This window comes from Actinoplanes subtropicus, assembly GCF_000721705.1.
GTDB classification, from domain to species: Bacteria; Actinomycetota; Actinomycetes; order Mycobacteriales; family Micromonosporaceae; genus Actinoplanes; species Actinoplanes subtropicus.
Genome location: NZ_JOJL01000001.1, coordinates 1 through 22,633, shown reverse-complemented (window position 1 = coordinate 22,633; position 22,633 = coordinate 1). Strand labels below are relative to the sequence as shown.

Sequence of the window (22,633 nt, the reverse complement as noted above, 5' to 3'; positions counted from 1 at the left end):
CCCCTCGTCGTACCGCTTGTTGCTTCTCGTCTGTACGTCAGTTGCTGAGGCGCTCGCGCAGCGCGGCGATCTCCTTCTCGAACTCGTCGAGCGAGTCGAAGGACTTGTACACGCTGGCGAAGCGGAGATAGGCCACCTGGTCGAGCTCCCGCAGCGGGGTGAGGATCGCCAGCCCCACCTCGTGGCTGGGGATCTCGGCCGCGCCCTTGGCCCGGACGGTCTCCTCGACGCGTTGCGCGAGCTTCGCGATCGCATCCTCGTCGACGGGCCGGCCCTGGCAGGCCTTGCGGACCCCACTCATGATCTTCGTCCGGCTGAAGGGCTCGGTGACGCCGCTGCGCTTGACCACGGCGAGAACCGCCTCCTCCACCGTGGTGAAGCGCTTGCCGCACTCGGGGCACGAGCGACGGCGCCGGATCAACGCCCCGTCGTCGGCCTCACGCGAGTCGACCACGCGCGAGTCGGCGTGGCGACAGTACGGGCAGCGCACTTCGATCTCCCTCCGGAGCGCTCCCCCCGCGGCTGATCCGGACACGCCGAAGCGCGACGTCGCGATGGTCATTTCCATCGCGCCGCCGTGGACGGCCTGTGGATAACCCGGGGAGGTCAACCCCAACCTGTGGATGACTTACACCCTTGTAACTACTAGATGTTGGGGTAGACGGTATGCCGACGCGGACGCGGACGCAAGCTCAGCGGCGCGCCGACGCGCCGTATTTTCCGACTCAACACGTGCGGTGTACCGGCGACTACCGACCGCCGCGCTTCGTCCCGTTCTCGCAAGATCAACGGAGCATTAACCCCTTGATCACGTACGCGGGAGAGAGAAGATCACGTACGCGGGAGAGTGAGCACCTGGCCGGGCTGAAGATCGTAGCCGGTCAGGTGGTTGAGGTCGCGAAGCTCGGCCACCGACTCCCGGACGTCGCGGCCGGGACGCACCGCCGACGCGATCTCCCACAGCGTGTCGCCGGGCCGGACGGTGATCGTGGGGCCCGGGGTCGCCGAGTCGCTGGAGGCCCGGGACGCCGTGGTGAACAACACGACACTCGCGGCGCAGGCGACCGCCGCGAGCAGGATCAGCACCACGGCCCGGCCGCGGCGGGTCAGGCGCAACGGCGGCTCGGCCCGCCGAACGGTGTGCGCGACCATCACAACTCGCCCTCTCCCCTTTGGCCAAGATCAACGGTTAGGACACTCGTTCGATCGAACGCCCGTACGACGGTCTATCAGAACACACGTACGGAAGTCGAGCACCGAAGAGCGACACGCCGAGGGAAAGTCGTACAGATGTTTGAATATGTCGGACCCCGCCACTACGGTTTCCGACAAGAGGGGTCAGCCGGGCGAACGCCATCCCCACGGCATTCCGCGCCGGCTCCGCGAGCGCACCACGTGCCGACAGGCACTTGGCCGACAGGGAGGGCGGACGTGTCGACCGACGACCGGACGAGCCGGCAACAACAGCAGATGACCAAGCCCGAGTCCGCGGCGCGCCGCCGGGCGCCGGGCCGGGCCCGCGGCCCCGAGGCGCCGCAGCTGCGGTCGGTCACACCCGTGGTCAGCCACTTCCCCGACCTGGTGACCGCCGACCTCACCGCCCGCCAGCGGCGCATCCTCGAGTTCATCCGCGACTGGGTGGAGCGCTACGGCTATCCGCCCAGCGTGCGTGAGATCGGCGAGGCGGTCGGCCTGGTCTCCCCGTCCAGCGTGGCGTATCAGCTGAAGGCCCTGGAAAACAAGGGCTTCCTGCGCCGCGACCCGAACCGTCCGCGCGCCGTCGACGTGCGCTCGCCCAGCGAGCTGGTCGACGACGAGACGGTGCGCAGCGCGCGCCCCCAGCCGGCCTACGTGCCGCTGGTCGGCCGCATCGCCGCCGGCGGCCCGATCCTGGCCGAGCAGGCGGTGGAGGAGTTCTTCCCGCTGCCACGCGAGCTGGTCGGCGAGGGCGACGTCTTCATGCTCGAGGTCAAGGGCGAGTCGATGATCGACGCGGCGATCTGCAACGGTGACTGGGTGGTCGTCCGCCAGCAGCCCACCGCGGTCGCCGGCGACATCGTGGCCGCCATGATCGACGGCGAGGCGACCGTCAAGAGCTACCGCCAGCGCGACGGCCACGTCTGGCTGATGCCCGCCAACCCCGCGTTCGACCCGATCCCCGGCGATGACGCGACCATCATGGGCAAGGTCGTGGCGGTCCTCCGCCGGGTCTGATTCCGCCTACCGTACGGATCGGACAGGTCCCCGGCGTGCCGGACGGCCCGGCTGCACCACCGGGCCGTCCCCGGCCGCCGGGCTGTCCTGCGTGGTCGCGCTCCGACCGCCGTACGGCAAAGGCCCCGCTTTGGTCTCTCAGCGGCGGTAGCCGGGGTCGTCGTAGCCGTCGCGCCCGCCCGGCTGACCGTACGTGCCGCCGCCCGGGGGGCGCTGGCCCTGCTGCGGCCGAGGCGGCTGACCACCACCCGGCGGCGGACCGGCCGGGCGCTGCGGACGCTGGCCCTGCTGGGGCCCGCGCGGCTGGCCGTACTGACCGCCGCCACCGCCCTGGCCCCCGCCCCGCCCGCCGTACACGCCGGGCTGTTGCGGGCGCTGCGGCTGCTGCGGACGGCCCTGACCGCCGCCCGGGCCACCCTGCTGCGGACGGCCGTACTGCGGACCGCCGCCACCACCACCGCCGCCGTAGACCGGGCCGCCGCGCTGACCGGAGCCGCCTGGGCCGCCGCCGGGACCGCCGCCCGGGCCGCCGCCGTAGACTCCGCCGCCGCCGTACGCGCCGCCCTGCTGCGCGCCGCCGACGCCGATGAGCTCGGTCTCCGGGTCGCCGGACGGGCGGTCCAGCTCGACCGGCGGCGGCATGTCGGCCAGCCGGCGGCGGTGCTTGACGATGCCGAGCACGCCGGCGCCGACCAGCAGCAGGCCGATCAGTCCGACCGCGCCGACCGAGTAGGTGATCTGGTTGATCGTCAAGTCCGCGTACCAGGCCTTTCCGCCACCGGCCGCCGTGTCCGAGGATTTCTTCTCGACCGCGACCGTGGTGGCCGGGGTGTACTGGAGAATGTAGTTCGCCGTGTCATGGTTACCGGACATGTCGGACACGGTGTCGAAGTACTTGCCGTCGGCGCTGTAGGTGATCGCCTCGCCCTGCGTCTCGTTCGGCAGGCCGGTCGTCCGCGGCTTCTTCTGGATCGCCGCGAGCACGTCGCCGCCGGACACGTCCCACTCCAGCGCGTCGGTGTAGGTGCGCAGCACGACCTTGTCGCCGCCGGCCGCCATCGCGCCGCCGACGATCGTCTTGTTGCCGATCCGGCCGAGCGGGTTCGCGGGCGTCTCGGTCGCCGCGACGGTCAGCGTGGCGACCTTCTTCAGCGACACGCCCTGCTCGCTGTTGGCCACCAGGGGGCCGCTCGGCTCATAGACGTTGGCCGGCTTGTCGATCTCCTTGGTGATGATCAGCGGGGTGTTGTCGCCGGTGAGCAGCAGCGCCTCGGCGTCGTGATAGTCACCCTCGGGATACTTCATCCGGTACAGCGTCGGCTTCTTCGAGCCGTCGGCCGGCATCTTCCAGATGGCGATCGAGGGGCGCCGGCTGTCGTCCTTGTTGTAGTTGTTGTCGCCGATGTCGGCGATCCACAGCGTCTTCTTGTCCGGCGAGAGGATCAGATCTTCCGTGTCGCGCGGCCCCTGCCCGCTGTACGCCTCCGCGTTGGTCACCTGGCACTTGGTGTCGAGGTAGAAGACCTTCTTGTGGTTGGCCAGCGTCGAGCTGTCGTCGACCGCGATGTAGCCGTTCGCGGTGGCGACCAGCCCGGACAGCTCGTCGAGCCGCGGGTCGGTCACCTTGCAGAGCTTCTTGCCGGCCGTCGCGGGAACGCTGACGGTCGGTGCCGGGTCGTCCGCGAACGCGCTGGACGGACCGACCATCACCAGGCCGGCGGCCGCGATGACCGGAAAGACGAGACGCCGCATCCGATCAGTGTCGCATGCGGCGTCCCGAAACGATGTTTCGCGTAAGTCAACCCAGGTCAGCGCATCAACTCTCCGTCGCGGAACGACTCCAGCTCGGCAGCGAGCTGTTCGCCGACCCGCACCTGCAACTCGGTACCCTCATCCGTGTAGCGGGTGTTGAGTACCTGACCGGACCGATGAATTCGGGCGACCAGGTCACCTCGGTCATACGGAAGGATGACCCGCAGATCGACGGCCGGGCGGGGCAGCCGCTGCGCGATCGCCGCGTGCAGCTCGTCGATCCCGACGCCGCTGCGGGCCGAGACGAGAACCGCCTCCGGCCAGGTGCGCTTGAGCCGCAGCAGGCTCTCCTCGTCGGCGGCGTCCACCTTGTTGATCACCAGCAGCTCGGGGATCCGGTCGGCGCCCACCTCGCCCAGCACCTCGCGGACCGCGCTGACCTGACCCTCCGGGTCCGGGTGCGCACCGTCGACCACGTGCACGACCAGGTCGGCCTCGGCCACCTCTTCAAGCGTCGAGCGGAACGCCTCGACGATCTGGTGCGGCAGGTGCCGGACGAAGCCGACCGTGTCGGAGAGGGTGAACACCCGGCCGTCCTCGGCGGCGGTGCGCCGGGTGGTCGGGTCGAGGGTGGCGAACAACGCGTTCTCCACCAGCACGCCGGCCTGGGTGAGCCGGTTGAGCAGGCTGGACTTGCCGGCGTTCGTGTAGCCGGCGATGGCCACGGCGGGGACGCCGCTCGCCTGCCGGCGCGAGCGCTTGGTCTGGCGTACGGTCCGCATGGCCTTGATCTCCCGCCGCAGGCGCGCAATGCGCTGGTTGATCCGCCGGCGGTCGGTCTCGAGCTTGGTCTCACCGGGACCGCGCAGGCCCACGCCGCCGCCCGCACCGCCGCCGCGGCCGGAGCCGCCGGACTGCCGGGACAGCGTCTCGCCCCAGCCACGCAGGCGTGGCAGCAGGTACTGCAGCTGGGCCAGCTCGACCTGCGCCTTGCCCTCTTTGCTCTTCGCGTGCTGGGCGAAGATGTCGAGGATCAGCGCGGTCCGGTCGACGACCTTGACCTTGGTCTGCTGCTCCAGGTTGCGCAGCTGGGACGGGGACAGCTCGCCGTCGCAGATCACCGTGTCGGCGCCGGTCGAGACGACCACGTCACGCAGCTCGTCGACCTTGCCCCGGCCGATGAAAGTGGCCGCGTCGGGCCGGCCACGCCGCTGGATGAGCCCCTCGAGCACCTGCGACCCGGCGGTCTCGGCGAGCGCGGCCAGCTCGGTCAGCGAGTTCTCCGCGTCCGCGATGGTGCCCTCGGTCCAGACCCCGACCAGGACCACCCGCTCGAGCCGCAGCTGCCGATACTCGACCTCGGTGATGTCGGTGAGCTCGGTGGAGAGCCCGGCGACGCGCCGCAGCGAATGCCGCTCCTCGAGCTCGAGCTCGCCGGTCGTGGGGTCCGCCTCGAGATCGTCGAGGACCGGTGCCTGGTAAGTGTTTCGCAAAAAAGTGACCTCCTCGGCCCGATCGTGGCACGTCGCGCTGGTGGGCGCATCCACATAACGGGGCCGCCTGTTGGCAGTGAGTGCCGGAACCAGAAGTAACGACCAGAATGCAAGCGGGTATTCCGGAAGAGCAACAATGCGGAGTAGCACCCGCCAACGCCGGAGGACACACCGTGGTGACCACCCGCCTGCCCAGCGCAGGATTCTCGATCACGATCCGCATCGCCGTAACCGCGGACGCCTCGTCGATCGGCCGACTCACGACCTGCGTCGGCGAGGCCGGCGCGATCGTGACGGCGCTCGACGTGGTCGACTCCGACCCGGCCAGCGTGCTGGTCGACCTGACCTGCGACACCGCCGACTCCAACCACGCCGACCAGGTCGTCAAGACGCTGGAGGAGCTGGACGGCGTGGATGTCCGCAAGGTGTCCGACCGCACGTTCCTGCTGCACCTCGGCGGCAAGATCGAGGTGAGCTCGAAGGTCGCGTTGCGCAACCGGGACGAGCTGTCCCGCGCGTACACCCCCGGGGTGGCCCGGGTCTGCATGGCGATCGCCGAGAACCCGGCCGACGCCCGCCGGCTCACCATCAAGCGCAACACGGTCGCGGTGGTCAGCGACGGCTCGGCGGTGCTCGGCCTGGGCAACATCGGGCCGGCCGCGGCGATGCCGGTGATGGAGGGCAAGGCGGCGCTGTTCAAGCGCTTCGGCGGGGTGGACGCCTGGCCGGTTGTGCTCGACACCCAGGACACCGACGAGATCGTGAAGATCGTCAAGGCGATCGCGCCCGCGTACGGCGGCATCAACCTGGAAGACATCGCCGCGCCGCGCTGCTTCGAGATCGAGGAGCGGCTGCGCGAGCAGCTGGACATCCCGGTCTTCCACGACGACCAGCACGGCACCGCGATCTGCGTGCTGGCCGCGCTCACCAACGCGCTGCGGGTGGTCGGCAAGCGCCTCGAGGACGTGCGCGTGGTCGTCTCCGGCGCGGGCGCGGCCGGCACGGCGATCATGAAGCTGCTGCTCCGGCAGGGCGTGGGCGACATCATCGCGTACGACCGGAAGGGCGCCCTGCACCGCGGCATGCCCGAGCTCACGCCGACCTGGCACTGGCTGGCCGACAACACGAACAAGGCCAACTACTCCGGCGATCTCCCCGGCGCGCTCGTGGGTGCGGACGTTTTCATCGGCGTGAGCGCGCCCAACCTGCTCACCGGCGACGACATCGCGAAGATGGCGGACCGGTCGATCGTCTTCGCGCTGGCCAACCCCGACCCCGAGGTCGACCCGCGGGAGGCCCGCAAGCACGCCGCCGTGGTCGCCACCGGCCGCTCCGACCAGCCCAACCAGATCAACAACGTGCTGGCCTTCCCCGGCGTCTTCCGCGGCATGCTCGACGCGGCCGCCCGGGAGTTCACCGAGGAGATGGCGCTGGCGGCCGCCCGCGCGATCGCGGACGTGGTCGGCGAGGACAAGATCAACCCAACGGTGATCATCCCGAGCGTCTTCGATCCCAAGGTCACCCCGGCCGTCGCCGCCGCGATCCGAGCGGTCGTCCGCGGCACGCCGATCCCGCACAACCTGGCCGCCATGCCCGAGGCCGAGCTGGCCGAGGCCCCGGAGGAAACCTTCTAAGACCATTCGGCCGTACGCGTGGGGAAGGCCGGCCGGGATCGCCCGCCTCAGTCCAGCAGCTCGCCGTTGGCCACCAGGACGGCGGGGCCGGCCAGCCACCAGCGGCCGGCCTCGTCGTGGGTGACGGTGAGGCGGCCGCCGGGCAGGTCCACCGCCACCACCCCGGTCGTCAAGCCGGCGTCGCGCAGGGCCGAGGCGCCGACCGCGAGCGCGCCCGAACCGCAGGCCAGCGTCTCGCCCGAGCCGCGCTCGTAGACCCGCATCGCGACGTGCAGATCGGTGCCCTCGACCGGCTCGGCGGGCACCACGAACTCGACATTCACCCCCGAGGTGAACAGCGCCGGGTCGAAGCCGGGCGGAACCGACAGGTCGAGCGACGGGAGCCGCAGGCCGTCGTGCAGGGTGCAGACCAGATGCGGGTTGCCGCAGTCCACGGCCACCCCCGGGAAGGTCAGGGGGCCCACGGTCGCGGTGCTCGCCGCGTACACCCTCGGGGTTGGCATATGCACCCTGATCTCGTCGCCCTCGAGAAGCGCGACCACGACGCCGGCTCGCGTGGCGATCGGCAGGCCGGCCGGGCCGGGCGTGGCCAGCCCGCGGGAGACCAGGTAGCGGGCGAAGACGCGCACGCCGTTGCCGCACATCTCGGCGATCGAGCCGTCGCTGTTGCGGTAATCCATGAACCACTCGGCCTCCGTGGCGAAGCCGGCGCCGTCGGGGTCCTTCGCGGCGCGCACGACCCGCAGCACGCCGTCCGCCCCGATGCCGAAGCGGCGGTGGCAGAGCTGCGCGACCCGCTCGGGGGTCAGCAGCAGAGCTCCGTCGGGATCGGAGACGATGACGAAGTCGTTGCCGGCGCCGTGGCCTTTAGTGAATTTCATTCTGGGGTTTTCCGCCGCGGGTTGGTCGAGTGAAGAACACGTCGCCCATCATCCCGCAAGCGCTAGAGCGTCCGCCACGAGTGTGTCCGAGGCCCCGTCCAGCCAGTGGATCGCCGGATCGCGCTTGAACCAGGACCGCTGCCGCCGCACGAAGCGCCGGGTCCCCTGCACCGTGGCGGCCTTGGCCTCCGCTTCGGTCAGGTCGCCGTCGAGCTGGGCGAGCGCCTGCTGATAGCCGAGCGCACGGCTCGCCGTACGCCCGTCCCGCAAGCCCGCCGGAAGCAACCCGCGCACCTCTTCCACCAGCCCCGCGGCCCACATCGCGTCCACCCGCCGGGCGATCCGCTCGTCCAGCGCCTCGGTCTCCCGGTCGACGCCGATCTGCAGCGCCGGGTAGTGCGGGGTCGGCTGCGGCAAGGTCGCGGTGAACGGCCGGCCGGTCAGCTCGATCACCTCCAGGGCGCGCACGATCCGCCGGCCGTTGGAGGGCAGGATGTTCGCCGCCGCGGCCGGGTCCCAGTGCCGCAGCCGCTCGAAGAGCGCCGCCGGGCCGTTCGCCGCCAGCTCCGCCTCCAGCCGCGCCCGCACGTCGGGGTCGGTGCCTGGGAACTCGAACTCCTCGAGCACCGCCCGGATGTACAGCCCGGAGCCGCCGACCAGCAGCGGCACCCGGCCCCGGGCCCGGATGTCGTCGATCGCCGCGCGGGCCAGCGTCTGATATTCCGCGACCGCCGCCGGGGCAGTCACGTCCCAGACGTCCAGCAGATGGTGCGGGACGCCCTCGCGTTCCTCGGCCGTCAGCTTGGCGGTGCCGATGTCCATCCCCCGATAGAGCTGCATCGAGTCGGCATTCACCACCTCACCGCCCAGCGCGTGGGCGAGAGCAATGCTCAGGGCGGACTTGCCCGCCGCGGTCGGTCCCACGACCGTGACGACACGGGGGACCAAATCGAACGGCACGGAGCAACCGTAGGACAAGGTTGTGTCACGGTCATCGGCGGGCGCTTCCCCATAACCGGGTTGGACCTGTGACAATGCGCGAGAAAGAATGCCGAGGAGAAGGTTCGGTGTTCGGCTGCGCTGTGGCGGTGGTTGCCGGCTCGCAAGGGTCGCGGCTGCCGGGAGACTTGAGGACGGGTTATGAGCGACTGGACGGCCTACGGACGCGTGGATGCCGACGGCACCGTGTACGTGAAGACCGCTGACGGCGATCGCGTGGTCGGCTCCTGGCAGGCGGGCACCCCCGAGGAGGGGCTGGCGCACTTCGCCCGGCGCTTCGCCGATCTGGTCACCGAGGTCGACCTGGTCGAGGCACGTCTCAAGTCCGGCGCCGCGGACGCGCCGCACGCGCTCGCCACCGTGAAGCGGCTGCGCACCCAGCTCGACGAGGCCCACGTGGTCGGCGACATCGACGGCCTCGCGGCCCGGCTGGACAGGCTGGCCGGCGTCGCCGACGAGAAGGCCGGCGAGGCCCGCGCGGCCCGCGAGGCGGCCCGCGGCGAGGCGCTCGCCCGCAAGACCGCCCTGGTCGAGGAGGCGGAGAAGATCGCCGCCGACGCCACCGGCTGGAAGACCGCCGGCGACCGCCTCAAGGAGATCCTCGACGAGTGGAAGACGATCCGCGGCGTCGACAAGAAGACCGACGGCGAGCTGTGGAAGCGCTTCGCGGCCGCCCGGGACGGCTTCACCCGCCGCCGCGGCGCCCACTTCGCCGCCCTCGACGGCCAGCGGAAGCAGGCGCAGACCGTCAAGGAGGAGCTGGTCAAGGAGGCGGAGAGCCTGGCCGAGTCGACCGAGTGGTCGACCACGGCGAACCGCCTCAAGGAGCTGATGTCCGAGTGGAAGGCCGCGCCGCGCGCCGCGAAGGAGGCCGAGCAGCGCCTCTGGGAACGGTTCCGCGCCGCCCAGGACGGCTTCTTCACCCGGCGTAGCGAGGTCTTCTCCGCCCGGGACGCCGAGTACAAGGGCAACCTGGACAAGAAGCAGGCGATCCTGGCCGAGATCGAGGCCGTGGACGTCGACGCCGACCCGCGCGCCGCGCAGAACAAGCTCCGCGACGCCCAGGCCGCCTGGCACGACGCCGGCCGGGTGCCGCGCGAGTCGTCCGCCGCGCTGGACCGCCGCTGGCGGGCCGCGGAAGAGCGGATCCGGGTGGCGATGGACTCGGCGTGGCGCAAGACCACCCCGCAGGACAACCCGCTGCTGCAGCAGATGCGCGAGCAGGTGGCCGAGGCGGAGGAGAAACTGGCCCGCGCCCAGGCCGCCGGCGACGCCCGGCGGATCAAGGAGGCGGAGCAGGCGCTCGCCTCGAAGAAGCAGTTCCTCGCCCTCGCCGAACAGGCCAATTAACTTCAAAAGCCTAAAAACCATATGATACGGGATTTTCGCCGAGTCCCGTTTTGACCCGGCCAGGTCCGTAGGTGGACCAGGCCGTAGCGCCACTATCGCGTTGGCGGGTGGCTGAGCAGCGCCAACTCGCCCGCCGAGGCGTTGCCGCCGGTGCAGACGACGGCGACTTCCTTGCCCGCGAAGCGGTCGGGGTGGGTGAGGACGGCGGCCAGTGGGGCGGCGCCCGCGCCCTCGGCCAGGGTGTGTGCCCGGGTCGCCAGCAGGCGTTGGGCGTCGGCTATCTGCTCGTCGGTGACCAGCAGGAAGTCGGTCAGCGAGGCGCGCAGGTAGCGCTGGGTGAGGTCGAACGAGCGGCCCGTCGCCAAGCCTTCGACCCGGGTGCGGCTGGGGCGGGTCGCCGGGGTGCCCGCGCGCCACGCGTCGTGGGCCGCCGGGGAGGCCGCCGACTGCACGCCGAGGACGGCGCAATCCGGGGACAGGGCACGGGACACGATCGTGGCGGCCGCGGCGCCCGAGCCGCTGCCGACCGGGACGACGATCGCGTCCAGGTCCGGGCGGGCCTCGAGGATCTCCAGGTAGAGCGTGCCCACCCCGGCGATCAGCGACGGGGTGTCGCCGGGGCTGACCAGCTGGGCGCCGGTGGACGCGGCCACCTCGGTGGCGTGTGCCTCGGCGTCGGCCAGAGTCGCGCCGGTCAGGATCACCTCGGCGCCCCAGGCCGCCACCGCGGCGGCCTTGGCCGGGTGGGCACCGGCCGGCATCACGACCGTGCATGCGGCGCCGGCGATGTGGCTCGCGTACGCCATCGATTGGGCGTGGTTGCCGGTCGAGTAGGTGACCGTGGGCCGGCCGCCCAGGGCGGCGATCAGGACCAGCCCGCCGCGGACCTTGAAGGCGCCGGTGGGCTGTGTGTTCTCGTGCTTGACCAGCACGGTCGCGCCGGCCGTCGCGTCGAGCACCGGGTACGACCACATCGGCGTGGGCGGCAGGTGGCGGCGGACGATCTCGCTGGCCGCGCGCACGTCCTCGATGGTGAGCTCCATGCCTCGATCCTCGGGGCGACCCGACCCATAGGTCCAATGGCAATCTTCGCGGAAACCTATCGACGAGACTGATACGTTCGGGCGATGCTCGACGTGACCCGGCTGCGGGTGCTGGTCGCGGTCGCCCGGCACGGCTCGGTGACCGCGGCGGCGCAGGCGCTGCACTACGCCCAGCCCTCGGTGAGCCACCACCTGCAGCGGCTCGAGGCCGAGACGGGCAGCCGGCTGGTGCAGCGGGCCGGACGCGGCATCCGGCTCACCGAGGCCGGGCGGGTGCTGGCGGCCCGGGCCGAGGAGATCCTGGGCCGGCTCGACGCGGCCGAGGAGGAGCTGGCGGCCTACGACGGGCTGCGCCGCGGGCGGGTGCGGCTGGCGGCGTTCCCGTCGGCTCTCGGCACCTTCGTGCCGCTCGCGGCGGCCGGCTTCGCCGCCGCGCACCCCGAGGTCGACCTGCGCTTCCGGGAGGCGGAGCCGCCGGAGGGCGTACGCCTGCTGCGAAGTGGCGAGGTCGAGGTGGCGCTGCTCTTCACGCATGCGGTCCGCACCCATCCGGACGAGCCGGCGCCCGACCTGGCGGGGCTGCGCCACGAGGTGCTGCTGGACGAGCCGCTGTATCTGGTCACCCCGCCGGACTGGCCCGGCGACCGGCTCGCCGACCACCGCGACCGGCCGTGGATCGGCGGCTGCGAGCGCTGCCGCGGTCACCTGCTGCGGGCGGCGGCCGCCGAGGATTTCGCGCCGGACATCCGCTACACCACGGACGACTACGTGGCCGTGCAGCGGCTCGCGGCGGCCGGTCTCGGCGTGGCCGTCCTGCCGGCGCTCGCCCTCGATGCACACCGCGACGAGCGGGTCCGCACGGTGGCGCTGCCGGATGCCGCACGACGGGTGATGGTCGCCGTGCACGGCGAGCCGCCCGATCCACCGGCGACGGCCGCTCTGCTCGCCCAGATACGGGCCGCCATCGCGCGCTGAGGTCCCGGGACGGTCAGCGGGCGCAGCCGCCGGTGGAGGCGGGTAGTGGGGCCGGGACGCCGACCGTGGGCAGGCCCAGCGAGACGCCCTTGAGGCGGGGCACGCGGCCGGCCTCGTAGGCGTCGCCCGCGCGGGTGCGGCGGTGGGAGAGCGGGTCGCCGTCGGCGTTGAGGTGGTGGGGGGCGGCGTAGGTGATCACCGTCTCGACGATGTCGCCGGGGCGGGGGGCTCGGTCGCCGGTCAGGGTGCCGATGGCGAAGTGGACCAGGCGGCCGTCGCGGGCGCGGCCGCTCAGCCGGCCGGTGCGCTCGTCCTTGCGCCCCTCGCCGACGGCCACCAGGACCTCGACCTTCTCACCCACCAGCTTTTTGTTCTCGGCCCAGGTGATCTCTTCGAGGAGGGCGATCAGGCGGTTGTAGCGATCCTGCACCACGGCCTTGGGGACCTGGTCCTCCATCGTCTCGGCGGGAGTGCCGGGGCGCTTGGAGTACTGGAACGTGAAGGCGCTCGAGAACCGCGCTTGGCGTACGACCGCAAGGGTTTGCTCGAAGTCTTCCTCGGTCTCGCCCGGGAAGCCGACGATGATGTCGGTGGTGATCGCCGCGTCGGGCATCGCGGCCCGGACCTTGTCGATGATGCCGAGGTACTTCTCCTGGCGGTAGCTGCGGCGCATCGCCTTGAGCACCCGGTCGGAGCCGGACTGCAGGGGCATGTGCAGGGAGTGGCAGACATTCGGCGTCTCGGCCATCGCGGCGATCACGTCGTCGGTGAAGTCCTTCGGGTGCGGGCTGGTGAAGCGCACCCGCTCGAGGCCCTCGACCTCGCCGGTCGCGCGCAGCAACTTGCCGAAGGCGAGCCGGTCGCCGAACTCGACGCCGTACGAGTTGACGTTCTGCCCGAGTAGGGTGACCTCGAGGACGCCCTCGGCGACCAGGGCCTCGACCTCGGCCAGGATCTCGCCGGGGCGGCGATCTTTCTCCTTGCCGCGCAGTGCCGGGACGATGCAGAACGTGCAGGTGTTGTTGCAGCCCACCGAGATCGACACCCAGCCGGCGTAGGTCGACTCGCGCTTGGTCGGCAGGGTCGACGGGAACACCTCGAGCGACTCGAGGATCTCGACCTCGGCCTCCTCGTTGTGCCGGGCGCGCTCGAGCAGCGCCGGCAGCGAGCCGATGTTGTGGGTGCCGAAGACCACGTCGACCCAGGGCGCCTTCTTCACGATGTCGCCGCGGTCCTTCTGGGCGAGGCAGCCACCGACGGCGATCTGCATGCCGGGGTGCTTGAGCTTGGTGGGGCGCAGGTGGCCGAGGTTGCCGTAGAGGCGGTTGTCGGCATTTTCCCGGACCGCGCAGGTGTTGAAGACCACGACGTCGGCCGCCTCCGGATCGGCGGCGCGCACGTACCCCGCATCCTCCAGCAGACCGGAGATGCGCTCGCTGTCGTGCACGTTCATCTGGCAGCCGTACGTGCGCACGTCGTACGTGCGTGGGGTGCCCAGGATTTCGGTAGTCATGGCAATTGAACAGGGTACTGCTACCCGGCGGTGGGCCGGAAACGTGAGCCGCCGCAGCCCGGGCCCAGGGCGCAGGCCGCGTCGCTCCCGGTGCACGGGCGGAGGTGCCGCCGCTCGGGGCCGTCGTCGGTCTCCACCTCGTCGACGTGCACCGGGCGGAGCGTGCCGTCCGGCTCGGCCAGCACGTACCGCGTGGGGTTGAGGGTGTCGTCGGGCAGCAGGACGGCCTCGCCCAGCCGGACCGAGACGGCGCTCGCGGTGGTCGCCTCGGCGAAGCCGGCCGGGGCGAGGAAGACATCGACGAGCGTCGGGAAGTCGCCGCCCACGTGGTAGACGTCGCAGAGCACGCCGGCGCCGCCCAGCGGGACGACCGACCGCTCGAGGGCCCCGGCCAGGGCGCCCCGAACTCGATCCGCGTCAATGCGTTTTCCGATGGACCAGTTCCACAGACCGAGTGTCGGATCCCCGTCAGCCATACCGAACATCGTGGACAATGCGCGGGCCCCTCATCCGCTAAGTTACCGCTCCGTGACCATTCGCGGCGCGAACCGATACTACGGTCCACTTAGAGTGTGCCCATCCGGGTGATCCGCAACGAACGGACGGGGTTCAACAGTGTCCGACGATGCCCTCATCGTGCTGGAGAAGGTCAACAAATGGTTCGGCCCGCTGCACGTGCTCGACGATGTGAATCTGTCCGTCGCGCGCGGCGAGGTGGTCGTCGTGATCGGACCGTCCGGCTCCGGCAAGTCCACCCTGTGCCGGGCGATCAATAGGCTGGAGCCGATCAACTCGGGCACCATCACGTTCGACGGCCGGCCGCTGCCCGCCGAGGGCCGGGCCCTCGCCCGGTTACGCAGCGAGGTCGGCATGGTGTTTCAGTCGTTCAATCTCTTCGCCCACAAGACGATCTTGCAAAACGTCATGATCGGCCCCGTCAAGGTGCGTAGGGAGAAACCCGTCGAAGTTCACGATCGGGCCATGGCGCTTCTCGAGCGGGTCGGCATCGCCAATCAGGCGGACAAATATCCGGCCCAGCTCTCGGGCGGCCAGCAACAGCGCGTGGCGATCGCCCGGGCCCTCGCGATGCAGCCGAAGGCCCTGCTCTTCGACGAGCCGACCAGCGCACTCGACCCGGAGATGGTGGGCGAGGTGCTCGATGTGATGACGTCGCTGGCCCGCGACGGGATGACGATGGTGGTGGTCACGCACGAGATGGGATTCGCGCGGCACGCCGCGAACCGCGTCGTGTTCATGGCCGACGGACAACTCGTGGAACAGGCGGCGCCGGCCGAGTTCTTCGCGAGTCCGAAAAGCGACAGAGCCAAAGATTTCCTTTCCAAAATCCTTACGCATTGACGGTGCGAACACCTTTAGTCCAAACGCAAGCAACTATTTCGAGGAGCGTAATGATGCGCATCACCCGATTGGCCGCGACGTTCGGAGCAATGGCCTTGGTGCTCGCCGGGGCCGCGTGCGGTGGGAGCTCCGACAAGGCCGGCGGCAGCGGCAGTGGGGGCGGGGCCTCCGGAATCGTCGGCAAGGCGGCCGGCGGCAAGCTGACCTTCGGCGTCAAGGCCGACCAGCCGGGCCTGGGCCTGCAGACCGGCAGCACGTACACCGGCTTCGACATCGAGATCTCGAAGATCATCGCGAAGGGCCTGGGTGTGCCGGAGAGCGGCATCACCTGGAAGACCACGGTGTCGGCCAACCGTGAGGCCTACATCCAGCAGGGGCAGGTCGACGTCGTGGTGGCGACCTACACGATCAACGACGCGCGCAAGCAGAAGGTCAACTTCGCCGGGCCGTACTACGTCGCCGGGCAGGACCTGCTGGTGCCGGTCAACTCGACGATCACCGGGCCGGAGTCACTGACGGGCAAGAAGGTCTGCTCGGTGAGCGGCTCGACGCCGGCCAAGCGGATCCAGACCGATCACAAGGACGCGCAGTTGCAGCAGTTCGACTCGTACTCGAAGTGCGTGACGGCGCTGGCCGGCGGCCAGGTCGACGCGGTGACCACCGACGACATCATCCTGGCCGGGTACGCCTCGCAGCCGCAGTACGCGGGCAAGTTCAAGGTGGTCGGCAAACCGTTCAGCACCGAGCCGTACGGCATCGGCGTGAAGAAGGACGACACCGCGGGCTGCAACAAGATCAACGACATCCTGAAGGCGGCCGCGACCGACGGCTCCTACAAGAAGGCCTGGGAGGACACGCTCGGCAAGAGCGGCAAACCCGCTCCCGAGCTGGACACCTCCAAGCTGACCAACTGTTCCTGAGGTTCATCGGCGACGGGGCCGGGCGATCCGGCCCCGCCGTTTTTGGGGTGACAATGAGCGTTTTCTCCGATCCGACCAACCGTGACGTCTATGTGACCGGGTTCCTCTGGATCCTGAAGCTCACGCTCGCGTCGTCGGTCTGCGCGCTGGTGCTCGGCACGCTGCTGGCGGCGATGCGGGTGTCGCCGGTGCCGGTGCTGCGCGGCTTCGGCGCGGCCTGGGTGAACATCTTCCGGAACACCCCGCTGACCCTGATCGTCTTCTTCTGCTACTTCGGCCTGTACTCGACGCTGGGCTTCACCACCTCGAACGACCTCGAGCTGAACAACTACTGGCTCGGCGTGGTCGGCCTGTCGGTGTACACCGCCGCGTTCGTCTGCGAGGCGATCCGCTCCGGCATCAACACGGTGCCGGCCGGGCAGGCCGAGGCGGCCCGCGCGATCGGGATGACCTTCCGCCAGACCCTCACGTCAATCGTCCTGCCGCAGGCCGGCCGGGCCGTGATCGCGCCGCTGGGCAGCATCTTCATCGCGCTGGCCAAGAACGCGACGATCGTCGGCACGATCGGGCTGATGGAGTCGTCGAACGCGATGAAGCAGCTGATCAACGACAACGGCAACGCGGTCTTCGCGATCTTCTTCGTCTTCGCCGGTACCTTCGCCGTCGTCCTGATCCCCACCGGCTACGGCTTCGGCTGGCTGGCCGACCGACTGGCGGTGAAGCGGTGAGCACCGACGCTGTCCTCTACGACCACCCCGGGCCGCGCGCCCGGGCCCGCAACCGGATCCTCACGGTCGTCTTCGGGGTGCTGCTGCTCGCGCTGCTGTACTGGATCTACTCGAAGTTCGACGACAAGGGCCAGTGGGCGGTGGCGCTGTGGAAGCCGTTCACCGAGGCGAGCACGTGGACCGGAGCCATCCTGCCGGGCCTGAAGAACACGCTCGCGGCGGCGCTGGTCGCGATGGTGCTGTCGCTGGCGTTCGGCGTGATCTTCGCGGTCGGGCGGCTCTCCGACCACTGGTGGCTGCGCCTCCCGTCCGGCGTCGTGGTCGAGTTCTTCCGAGCCGTACCGCTGCTGCTGATGATGTTCTTCATCTTCTTCGGGATCCCGTTCGTGACCGAGGAGCCGATGTCGAACTTCTGGGCGGTCGTGATCGCGCTGACCCTCTACAACGGATCGGTGCTGGCCGAGGCGTTCCGGGCCGGGGTGCGGGCGGTGCCGATCGGGCAGAGCGAGGCGGCGTACGCGATCGGCATGCGCAAGGGCCAGGTGATGAGCCAGATCCTCATCCCGCAGGCGGCCCGCGCGATGCTCCCGGTGATCGTGAGCCAGCTCGTGGTGCTGGTCAAGGACACCGCGCTCGGCTACATCATCTCCTACAGCGAACTGCTGCAGCTGGGCGTGAACAACCTGGCGGCCAACTTCGGCAACGTGCTGCAGGCCTCGATCGTCGCCGCGATCATCTACATCGCCATCAACGCGACGCTGACCGCCGCGGCGTCCTGGCTGGCCCGGCGGACCCGGCGCAGCGGCCGGGTGGCGCGGCCGGCGACCGGGCGGTCGGTCCTGGTCGGCGTCGGTGGCGCGGGCGGCGAGGCCGGGGCGGGTGCCTGATCAGGACCCGTCGACGAGGCGGGTGCCGAGGTCGCTGCGGCGGTAGAGGACGTGGCGGCCGGAGCGGGTCCGGGTCAGCAGGCCGGCCGCGTGCAGCAGCTTGAGGTGCTGGGAGACGGCGCCCGGCGTCACCCGTAGCCGGGCGGCCAGGTCGATCGTCGGGCGGGGCTCGGCCAGCAACTCCAGCAGCCTCGCCTTGGCCGGGCCGAGCAGGGCGGCGAGGACCTCGGGGCCGGGCGGCGGCGCCGACGACCAGAGCGACGCGATGCCCCGGGCCGGGTAGGACAGCCAGGGCGGCTCGTGCCGGCTCATCGGCGGGATCGCCTTGTACGCGAAGATCGACGGGAGCAGCAGGAGGCCGCGGCCGGCGGCGGCGACCCGATGCCGGCCGATCATCTTGGTGATCCGCAGCACGCCGTCGGCCCAGCTGACGTTCGGGTGGATGTCGGCGAAGAGCAGCCGGGCGCCGCCGACGGCCAGTTGCCGGGCCCGGTAGGTGGTGTCCGCCTCCAGCACCAGGCGCATCCTCGGCCAATCGGCGGCCATCGTCCGGTCCCAGGAGCGCTGCAGCAGGTCGGCCAGGTCGGTCAGGGACGCGGCGCGCAGGATGGCGGGGACCGGGCCGGGCGCGTGGGTGGCGACGATGTCGCGCTCGACGCGGCGGGCGGGCACCCGGCGTACGGTCGCAAGCTGCTCGGCGAACGACGGCGCGTAGGTCGCCGGACGCGGCGTGAGGAAGTCGGGCAGGCCACGGTCCTTGCCGACGAGGGCGAGCAGCAGCTGGAGATCGGCCGGGTCGAGGGCGGCCAGCGCGGCCCGGCGCCACGGCCGGTGCAGTGGGTAACGGCCGGGGTCGCGCAGGGCCCACAGGCTGCACACCAGCTCCTGGATCGGGGAGATCGCGAAGCGGGTGTCGGCCAGGTCCTCGGCGTCCAGCTGATATTCGATCATTTAGCCGTACGCTATATCTGTTCCCGCCGAGGCGGGGTCCCGGTGGACTCGGCGCATGCGTAAACGGCTCGTGCTGCTGCTCGCGACGGTCTCCGGGGTCGCGGTCGGCAATGTCTACTTTCCGCAGTCGCTCACCCCGGCGGTCGCGGCCGGCCTGCACGTCTCCCCCGGCGGGGCGGCGACGGTGATCACGGCGGCGCAGGCGGGGTACACGGCGGGGCTGTTCCTGCTCGTGCCGCTCGGTGATCGGGTGCCGGTGCGCCGGCTGCTGCCGACGCTGCTGGTCGTCACCGGGCTCGGGCTGCTGGCGGCGTCGCTGGCGCCGGGGCTGCCGGTGCTGGTCGCGCTCAGTTTGGTGATCGGGACGAGCACGGTGGTGGCGCCGATCATCGGGCCGTTCGTGGCGGGGCTGGTGCCGGCGTCGCGGCAGGGGGTGACCAATGGGCTGCTGCTCAGCGGCAGCACCGGGGGGATGCTGCTGGCGCGGACGGTCAGTGGGTACCTGGCGTCGTGGTGGTCCTGGCGGGTGCCGTATGCCCTGGCCGGCATCTTGATGCTGGGGCTGGCGGCGGTGGCTGGGCGCGCGCTGCCGATGGTTGGGCCGGCCACCGCACAGCCTTATCCGCGGCTGCTTGCCTCGCCCGTGCGGCTTTTGTTTTGCATGCCGGATCTGCGCCGGTCCTGCCTCTATCAGGCGACGATCTTCGGCGGGTTCTCGGCGGTGTGGGCCTGCGTGGCGTTGCTGCTGACGGGACCGCACTATGGGTTCGATGCTCGGGCGGTGGGGCTGCTCGCGCTGGTCAACGCGGGGACGATGATCGCTACGCCGATGGCCGGGCGGCTCGTCGATCGGCATGGGCCCGATGTGGTCAATCTGGTCTGCGCCGGTGGGGTTCTGCTGTCGGCCGGGCTGCTGGCGCTGGGCTCGCTTCCGCCGCTCGTGCTGGGGACGCTGGTGCTGGACATGGCGATGCAGTCGGGGATGACCGCCAACCAAGTCCGGATTTACGGGCTTTCATCGGGTGCGCGGAGTCGGCTCAACACGGCCTACATGACCTGCGCCTATGCGGGCGGCGCGGCCGGGTCGTGGCTCGGTCTGCACGGCTACGCGGCATTCGGGTGGGGTGGGGTGTGCGCGCTGGTCGCGGCGTTGGCGGCCATCCCCGGCGGGGCGCTCCTCCGCCGTACGGCCAAAGCGCGAAGCGCCGCACCCGGCGCGAGCGAAACGCCTAGCGCGCCAATTCGGTGACCCTGGACTCGCGGACGACGGTGACGCGGATCTGGCCGGGGTAGGTCAGCTCCTCCTCGATCTGCTTCGCCACGTCGCGGGCGAGCACGGCGGCGCCGATGTCGTCGATGTCCTCGGGGCGGACCATGACCCGGATCTCCCGGCCGGCCTGCATGGCGAAGACCTTCTCCACGCCCACCTTGCCGGCCGCGATCTCCTCGATCCGCTCCAACCTCTTGACGTACGCCTCGAGGCTCTCCCGCCGGGCCCCCGGCCGCCCCCCGGAGCAGGCGTCCGAGGCCTGGGTCAGCACCGCCTCGATGGTCTGCGGCGGCACCTCGTTGTGGTGCGCCTCGATCGCGTGGACGACGTCCTCCGACTCGCCGTACTTGCGGGCCAGGTCGGCGCCGATCAGCGCGTGACTGCCCTCGACCTCGTGGGTCAGCGCCTTGCCGATGTCGTGCAGGAAGGCCGCCCGCTTGATCGACGGGATGTCGAGGCCCAGCTCGGCCGCCATGATCCCGGCGATGTGCGCGGTCTCGACGAGGTGCTTGAGCACGTTCTGCCCGTAGCTGGTGCGATACCGCAGCCGGCCGAGCAGCTTGGCCAGCTCCGGGTGGATGTTGGTGATCCCGACGTCGACCAGCGCCTCCTCGGCGGCCCGGTCGCAGAGCACGTCCACCTCGTTCTTCGCGCTCTCGAAGACCTCCTCGATGCGGTGCGGGTGGATCCGCCCGTCGAGGACCAGCTTCTCCAGGGTGAGCCGGCCGACCTCGCGGCGGACCGGATCGAAACAGGAGAGCAGCACCGCCTCCGGGGTGTCGTCGATGATCAGGTTGACCCCGGTGACCGACTCGAAGGCCCGGATGTTGCGGCCCTCGCGGCCGATGATCCGGCCCTTCATCTCATCGCTGGGCAGGTGCAGGACGCTGACCACGCTCTCCGCGGTCTGCTCGCTGGCGATCCGCTGGATGGCGTCGACCACGATCCGGCGGGCGCGGGTGTCGGCGGTGCTCTTCGCCTCGTTCTCGACGTCCCGCACCATGATCGCGGCTTCCCGCTTGGCCTGGGCCTCGATGCTCTCGACCAGCTCGGCGCGGGCCGCGTCGGCGGTCAGCTTGGCGATCCGCTCCAGCTCCCGGCGCTTCTGCTCCTCGGCGCCGACCAGCTCCGCCTCCCGGGCCGCGAGAGCGCTTTCCCGGCGGGCGAGATCGGCGTCCTGGGCGGCCAGCCGGCGCTCCCGTTCGACCAGGCGCTCCACCTCGTCGCCGTGCAGGCGCTCCCGCTCGTCGATCCGGGCGGCGCGGCGCTCGACCTCGGCGGCCAGCTCCTTCGCGGTGGCGTTGAGCAGGGCGACCTCGCGCTCGCCGGAGCGGCGGGCGGCGGACCGGACCTGCTCGGCATCCGCCTCGGCCTGGCGGTGAGCGTGCTCGAGGATGGTGTCGGCCTCGCTGTGCGCGGCCTCGAGGACCCGGCGGGCCTCGGCGCGGGCGGAGGAGGCCTCCGCCTTGGCGGCGGCGGCCTCGGCTCGTACGGACGCGGCCTTGGCGTTCGCGTCGGCGACCTTGGCCTCGGCGGCGCCGACGGCCTGGTCCTCACGCTCCTGAGCGTCGGCCCGCTGGGTCTGCAGCTGGCGCAACGCGCGGGCACCGAGCACCAGCCCGGTCACCACCAGGGCACCGAGCACGACGATCGCCACCACCAGCACCCAGTCCAGGGCGGTCATCTCGCCGCGTCTCCCTTCGCCGCCCGGCGCAATGTGCGCGCGCAGGCACTCTGCGGCATGCCCGACCAAGGCTGAAGGAACGCAGGCTACGTCGAACCGCGGCGCACCGGCCGTTGGCACGCCTGGTCTCAGGTGCTCTTCGGTGACCCTCCGTCGCTTCCCTTCCGGTGACGGCGGTGGTCACAAGTGATGCCGTAATGTAATGCGATCTATGTTGTGCGTGTTGCATGCGATGGTCGGACACACCTTGTGTAACGCGAGGCTAGGTCGCGAGTGCCACTTCGGTCAAGGATCCGTGAATTCCGCCCGGATGGGACTTAGGGCACAGACCCGCTTACGCGCAGCTCACGAACTCGATGGGCATTTCAGGCGTACCGGGACCAGAGATCGCGCATCGGTTCCCACCGCTCGCCCAGACCATCCTTCCAGTACGCCAGCAGATAGGCGGCGATGGGCGTTTGCGCGTCATCCCACCAGATCCCGGCGACGGTCCGCGTGACGCCACCCTCGGTGAGGCGGTATGCGTACTCAACGTAGTTGCCTGCGGCCGTTTTGCCCGGGGGCTTGACGCCGGGGGCGAGCGTGCTCGCGTCGCGGACCTGGGGCTGGAGTTTGCCGCGCGCCTTGTCCCGCTCGGCGATCGACTTGTACTCGACGAAGAAGGCGCTCATGCCGTCGATGGTGCAGCGGACCCGGGTCGTCTCGCCGTCGGCCTGGGCGGGGGTGGCCCTGGCGCAGTCGGCTAGGTAGGGGAGCCAGGGGCGGGCCAGGTTCGGGCCCTTGAAGTGGGCGGCGTTGAGGGTTGCCTGGGTTTGCTCGAAGACGCCCAGGGTGGGGGTGGTCGGGGTGGGTGGCTTTGGCGGGGTTGACGTGGGGGCTGTGCCGCGGCCGGTGAGCCAGCCGGCGGTGCCGAAGAGGAGAAGGCCGGTCAGGAGGCCGATCAGGAGGCCGGTCAGGAGGCGGGTGGGGCGGTGGGGGGT

At 70.8% G+C, this 22,633-nt stretch carries 21 protein-coding genes; 9 read left to right on the top strand and 12 right to left on the bottom strand.

The window, feature by feature from the left end; all coding sequences use genetic code 11:
• Positions 1-37 precede the first annotated feature (37 nt).
• Together nrdR and IH26_RS0100100 are read right to left on the bottom strand one after the other, a co-directional pair.
• Positions 38-490 carry a transcriptional regulator NrdR gene (gene nrdR, locus IH26_RS0100105; protein WP_030433993.1) on the bottom strand — a complete coding sequence of 151 codons (453 nt, stop codon included), beginning with the start codon at positions 488-490 and terminating at the stop codon, positions 38-40.
• A 341-nt stretch (positions 491-831) separates the two neighbouring features.
• Positions 832-1,152: a LysM peptidoglycan-binding domain-containing protein gene (locus IH26_RS0100100; protein WP_245664846.1), complete on the bottom strand. Its 321-nt coding sequence runs from the start codon at positions 1,150-1,152 to the stop codon at positions 832-834.
• A gap of 318 nt (positions 1,153-1,470) precedes the next feature.
• On the opposite strand from IH26_RS0100100, the gene lexA reads away from it, so the two are divergent.
• Positions 1,471-2,214, top strand: coding sequence for a transcriptional repressor LexA (lexA, locus tag IH26_RS0100095; protein ID WP_051807243.1), 744 nt, complete (start codon positions 1,471-1,473; stop codon positions 2,212-2,214).
• Positions 2,215-2,352: 138 nt separating this feature from the next.
• On the opposite strand, the gene IH26_RS61085 is transcribed toward lexA, so the two are convergent.
• Positions 2,353-3,966, bottom strand: a complete 1,614-nt coding sequence (locus IH26_RS61085; RefSeq protein WP_030433990.1) for a hypothetical protein — start codon at positions 3,964-3,966, stop codon at positions 2,353-2,355.
• A 56-nt stretch (positions 3,967-4,022) separates the two neighbouring features.
• Positions 4,023-5,459 (bottom strand): GTPase HflX, encoded by a 1,437-nt coding sequence (gene hflX / locus IH26_RS0100085; protein ID WP_030433989.1) that lies wholly within the window; start codon positions 5,457-5,459, stop codon positions 4,023-4,025.
• Between the two features lie 173 nt (positions 5,460-5,632).
• On the opposite strand from hflX, the gene IH26_RS0100080 reads away from it, so the two are divergent.
• On the top strand, positions 5,633-7,093 hold the full coding sequence (locus IH26_RS0100080; protein WP_030433988.1) for an NAD-dependent malic enzyme: 1,461 nt from the start codon (positions 5,633-5,635) through the stop codon (positions 7,091-7,093).
• Between the two features lie 47 nt (positions 7,094-7,140).
• On the opposite strand, the gene dapF is transcribed toward IH26_RS0100080, so the two are convergent.
• Positions 7,141-7,974 carry a diaminopimelate epimerase gene (dapF, locus tag IH26_RS0100075; RefSeq protein ID WP_030433987.1) on the bottom strand — a complete coding sequence of 278 codons (834 nt, stop codon included), beginning with the start codon at positions 7,972-7,974 and terminating at the stop codon, positions 7,141-7,143.
• A 48-nt stretch (positions 7,975-8,022) separates the two neighbouring features.
• Positions 8,023-8,934: a tRNA (adenosine(37)-N6)-dimethylallyltransferase MiaA gene (gene miaA, locus IH26_RS0100070; protein ID WP_034213118.1), complete on the bottom strand. Its 912-nt coding sequence runs from the start codon at positions 8,932-8,934 to the stop codon at positions 8,023-8,025.
• Between the two features lie 180 nt (positions 8,935-9,114).
• On the opposite strand from miaA, the gene IH26_RS0100065 reads away from it, so the two are divergent.
• Positions 9,115-10,323: a DUF349 domain-containing protein gene (locus tag IH26_RS0100065; protein WP_030433985.1), complete on the top strand. Its 1,209-nt coding sequence runs from the start codon at positions 9,115-9,117 to the stop codon at positions 10,321-10,323.
• Between the two features lie 92 nt (positions 10,324-10,415).
• Here IH26_RS0100065 and IH26_RS0100060 read toward each other — a convergent pair whose 3' ends face one another.
• Positions 10,416-11,366 (bottom strand): threonine ammonia-lyase, encoded by a 951-nt coding sequence (locus IH26_RS0100060; RefSeq protein ID WP_030433984.1) that lies wholly within the window; start codon positions 11,364-11,366, stop codon positions 10,416-10,418.
• An 84-nt stretch (positions 11,367-11,450) separates the two neighbouring features.
• Here IH26_RS0100060 and IH26_RS0100055 point away from each other — a divergent pair, with 84 nt between their 5' ends.
• Positions 11,451-12,341: a LysR family transcriptional regulator gene (locus tag IH26_RS0100055; RefSeq protein ID WP_030433983.1), complete on the top strand. Its 891-nt coding sequence runs from the start codon at positions 11,451-11,453 to the stop codon at positions 12,339-12,341.
• Between the two features lie 13 nt (positions 12,342-12,354).
• Here IH26_RS0100055 and miaB read toward each other — a convergent pair whose 3' ends face one another.
• Both miaB and IH26_RS0100045 read right to left on the bottom strand, forming a co-directional pair.
• Positions 12,355-13,854, bottom strand: a complete 1,500-nt coding sequence (miaB, locus tag IH26_RS0100050) for a tRNA (N6-isopentenyl adenosine(37)-C2)-methylthiotransferase MiaB (RefSeq protein ID WP_034213115.1) — start codon at positions 13,852-13,854, stop codon at positions 12,355-12,357.
• Between the two features lie 20 nt (positions 13,855-13,874).
• Complete coding sequence (locus IH26_RS0100045) at positions 13,875-14,330, bottom strand: hypothetical protein (protein ID WP_245664845.1); 456 nt, start codon at positions 14,328-14,330, stop codon at positions 13,875-13,877.
• A gap of 139 nt (positions 14,331-14,469) precedes the next feature.
• Here IH26_RS0100045 and IH26_RS0100040 point away from each other — a divergent pair, with 139 nt between their 5' ends.
• The 4 genes from IH26_RS0100040 to IH26_RS0100025 are packed head-to-tail and all read left to right on the top strand — an operon-like array spanning position 14,470 to position 17,748.
• Complete coding sequence (locus IH26_RS0100040; RefSeq protein WP_030433980.1) at positions 14,470-15,213, top strand: amino acid ABC transporter ATP-binding protein; 744 nt, start codon at positions 14,470-14,472, stop codon at positions 15,211-15,213.
• Between the two features lie 53 nt (positions 15,214-15,266).
• Positions 15,267-16,133, top strand: coding sequence for a glutamate ABC transporter substrate-binding protein (locus tag IH26_RS0100035; protein ID WP_051807241.1), 867 nt, complete (start codon positions 15,267-15,269; stop codon positions 16,131-16,133).
• A 53-nt stretch (positions 16,134-16,186) separates the two neighbouring features.
• Positions 16,187-16,861 (top strand): amino acid ABC transporter permease, encoded by a 675-nt coding sequence (locus tag IH26_RS0100030; RefSeq protein ID WP_030433978.1) that lies wholly within the window; start codon positions 16,187-16,189, stop codon positions 16,859-16,861.
• A complete protein-coding gene (locus IH26_RS0100025) occupies positions 16,858-17,748 on the top strand; it encodes an amino acid ABC transporter permease (RefSeq protein WP_030433977.1) in 891 nt (296 codons plus the stop codon). Before IH26_RS0100030 ends, IH26_RS0100025 begins: the two co-directional genes overlap by 4 nt.
• On the opposite strand, the gene IH26_RS0100020 is transcribed toward IH26_RS0100025, so the two are convergent.
• Positions 17,749-18,699 carry an ArsR/SmtB family transcription factor gene (locus IH26_RS0100020; protein ID WP_030433976.1) on the bottom strand — a complete coding sequence of 317 codons (951 nt, stop codon included), beginning with the start codon at positions 18,697-18,699 and terminating at the stop codon, positions 17,749-17,751. It abuts the gene before it with no gap.
• A 70-nt stretch (positions 18,700-18,769) separates the two neighbouring features.
• On the opposite strand from IH26_RS0100020, the gene IH26_RS0100015 reads away from it, so the two are divergent.
• On the top strand, positions 18,770-19,948 hold the full coding sequence (locus tag IH26_RS0100015) for an MFS transporter (protein ID WP_245664844.1): 1,179 nt from the start codon (positions 18,770-18,772) through the stop codon (positions 19,946-19,948).
• Here IH26_RS0100015 and rny read toward each other — a convergent pair.
• The gene (rny, locus tag IH26_RS0100010; protein ID WP_030433974.1) at positions 19,929-21,653 is read right to left on the bottom strand and encodes a ribonuclease Y; all 1,725 of its coding nucleotides are present in this window, start codon (positions 21,651-21,653) and stop codon (positions 19,929-19,931) included. The two genes, IH26_RS0100015 and rny, sit on opposite strands and share 20 nt — an antisense overlap.
• Before the next feature lie 365 nt (positions 21,654-22,018).
• Positions 22,019-22,633, bottom strand: a 615-nt coding sequence (locus tag IH26_RS61080; RefSeq protein WP_051807138.1) for a hypothetical protein, incomplete at its 5' end; no start/stop codon positions are given.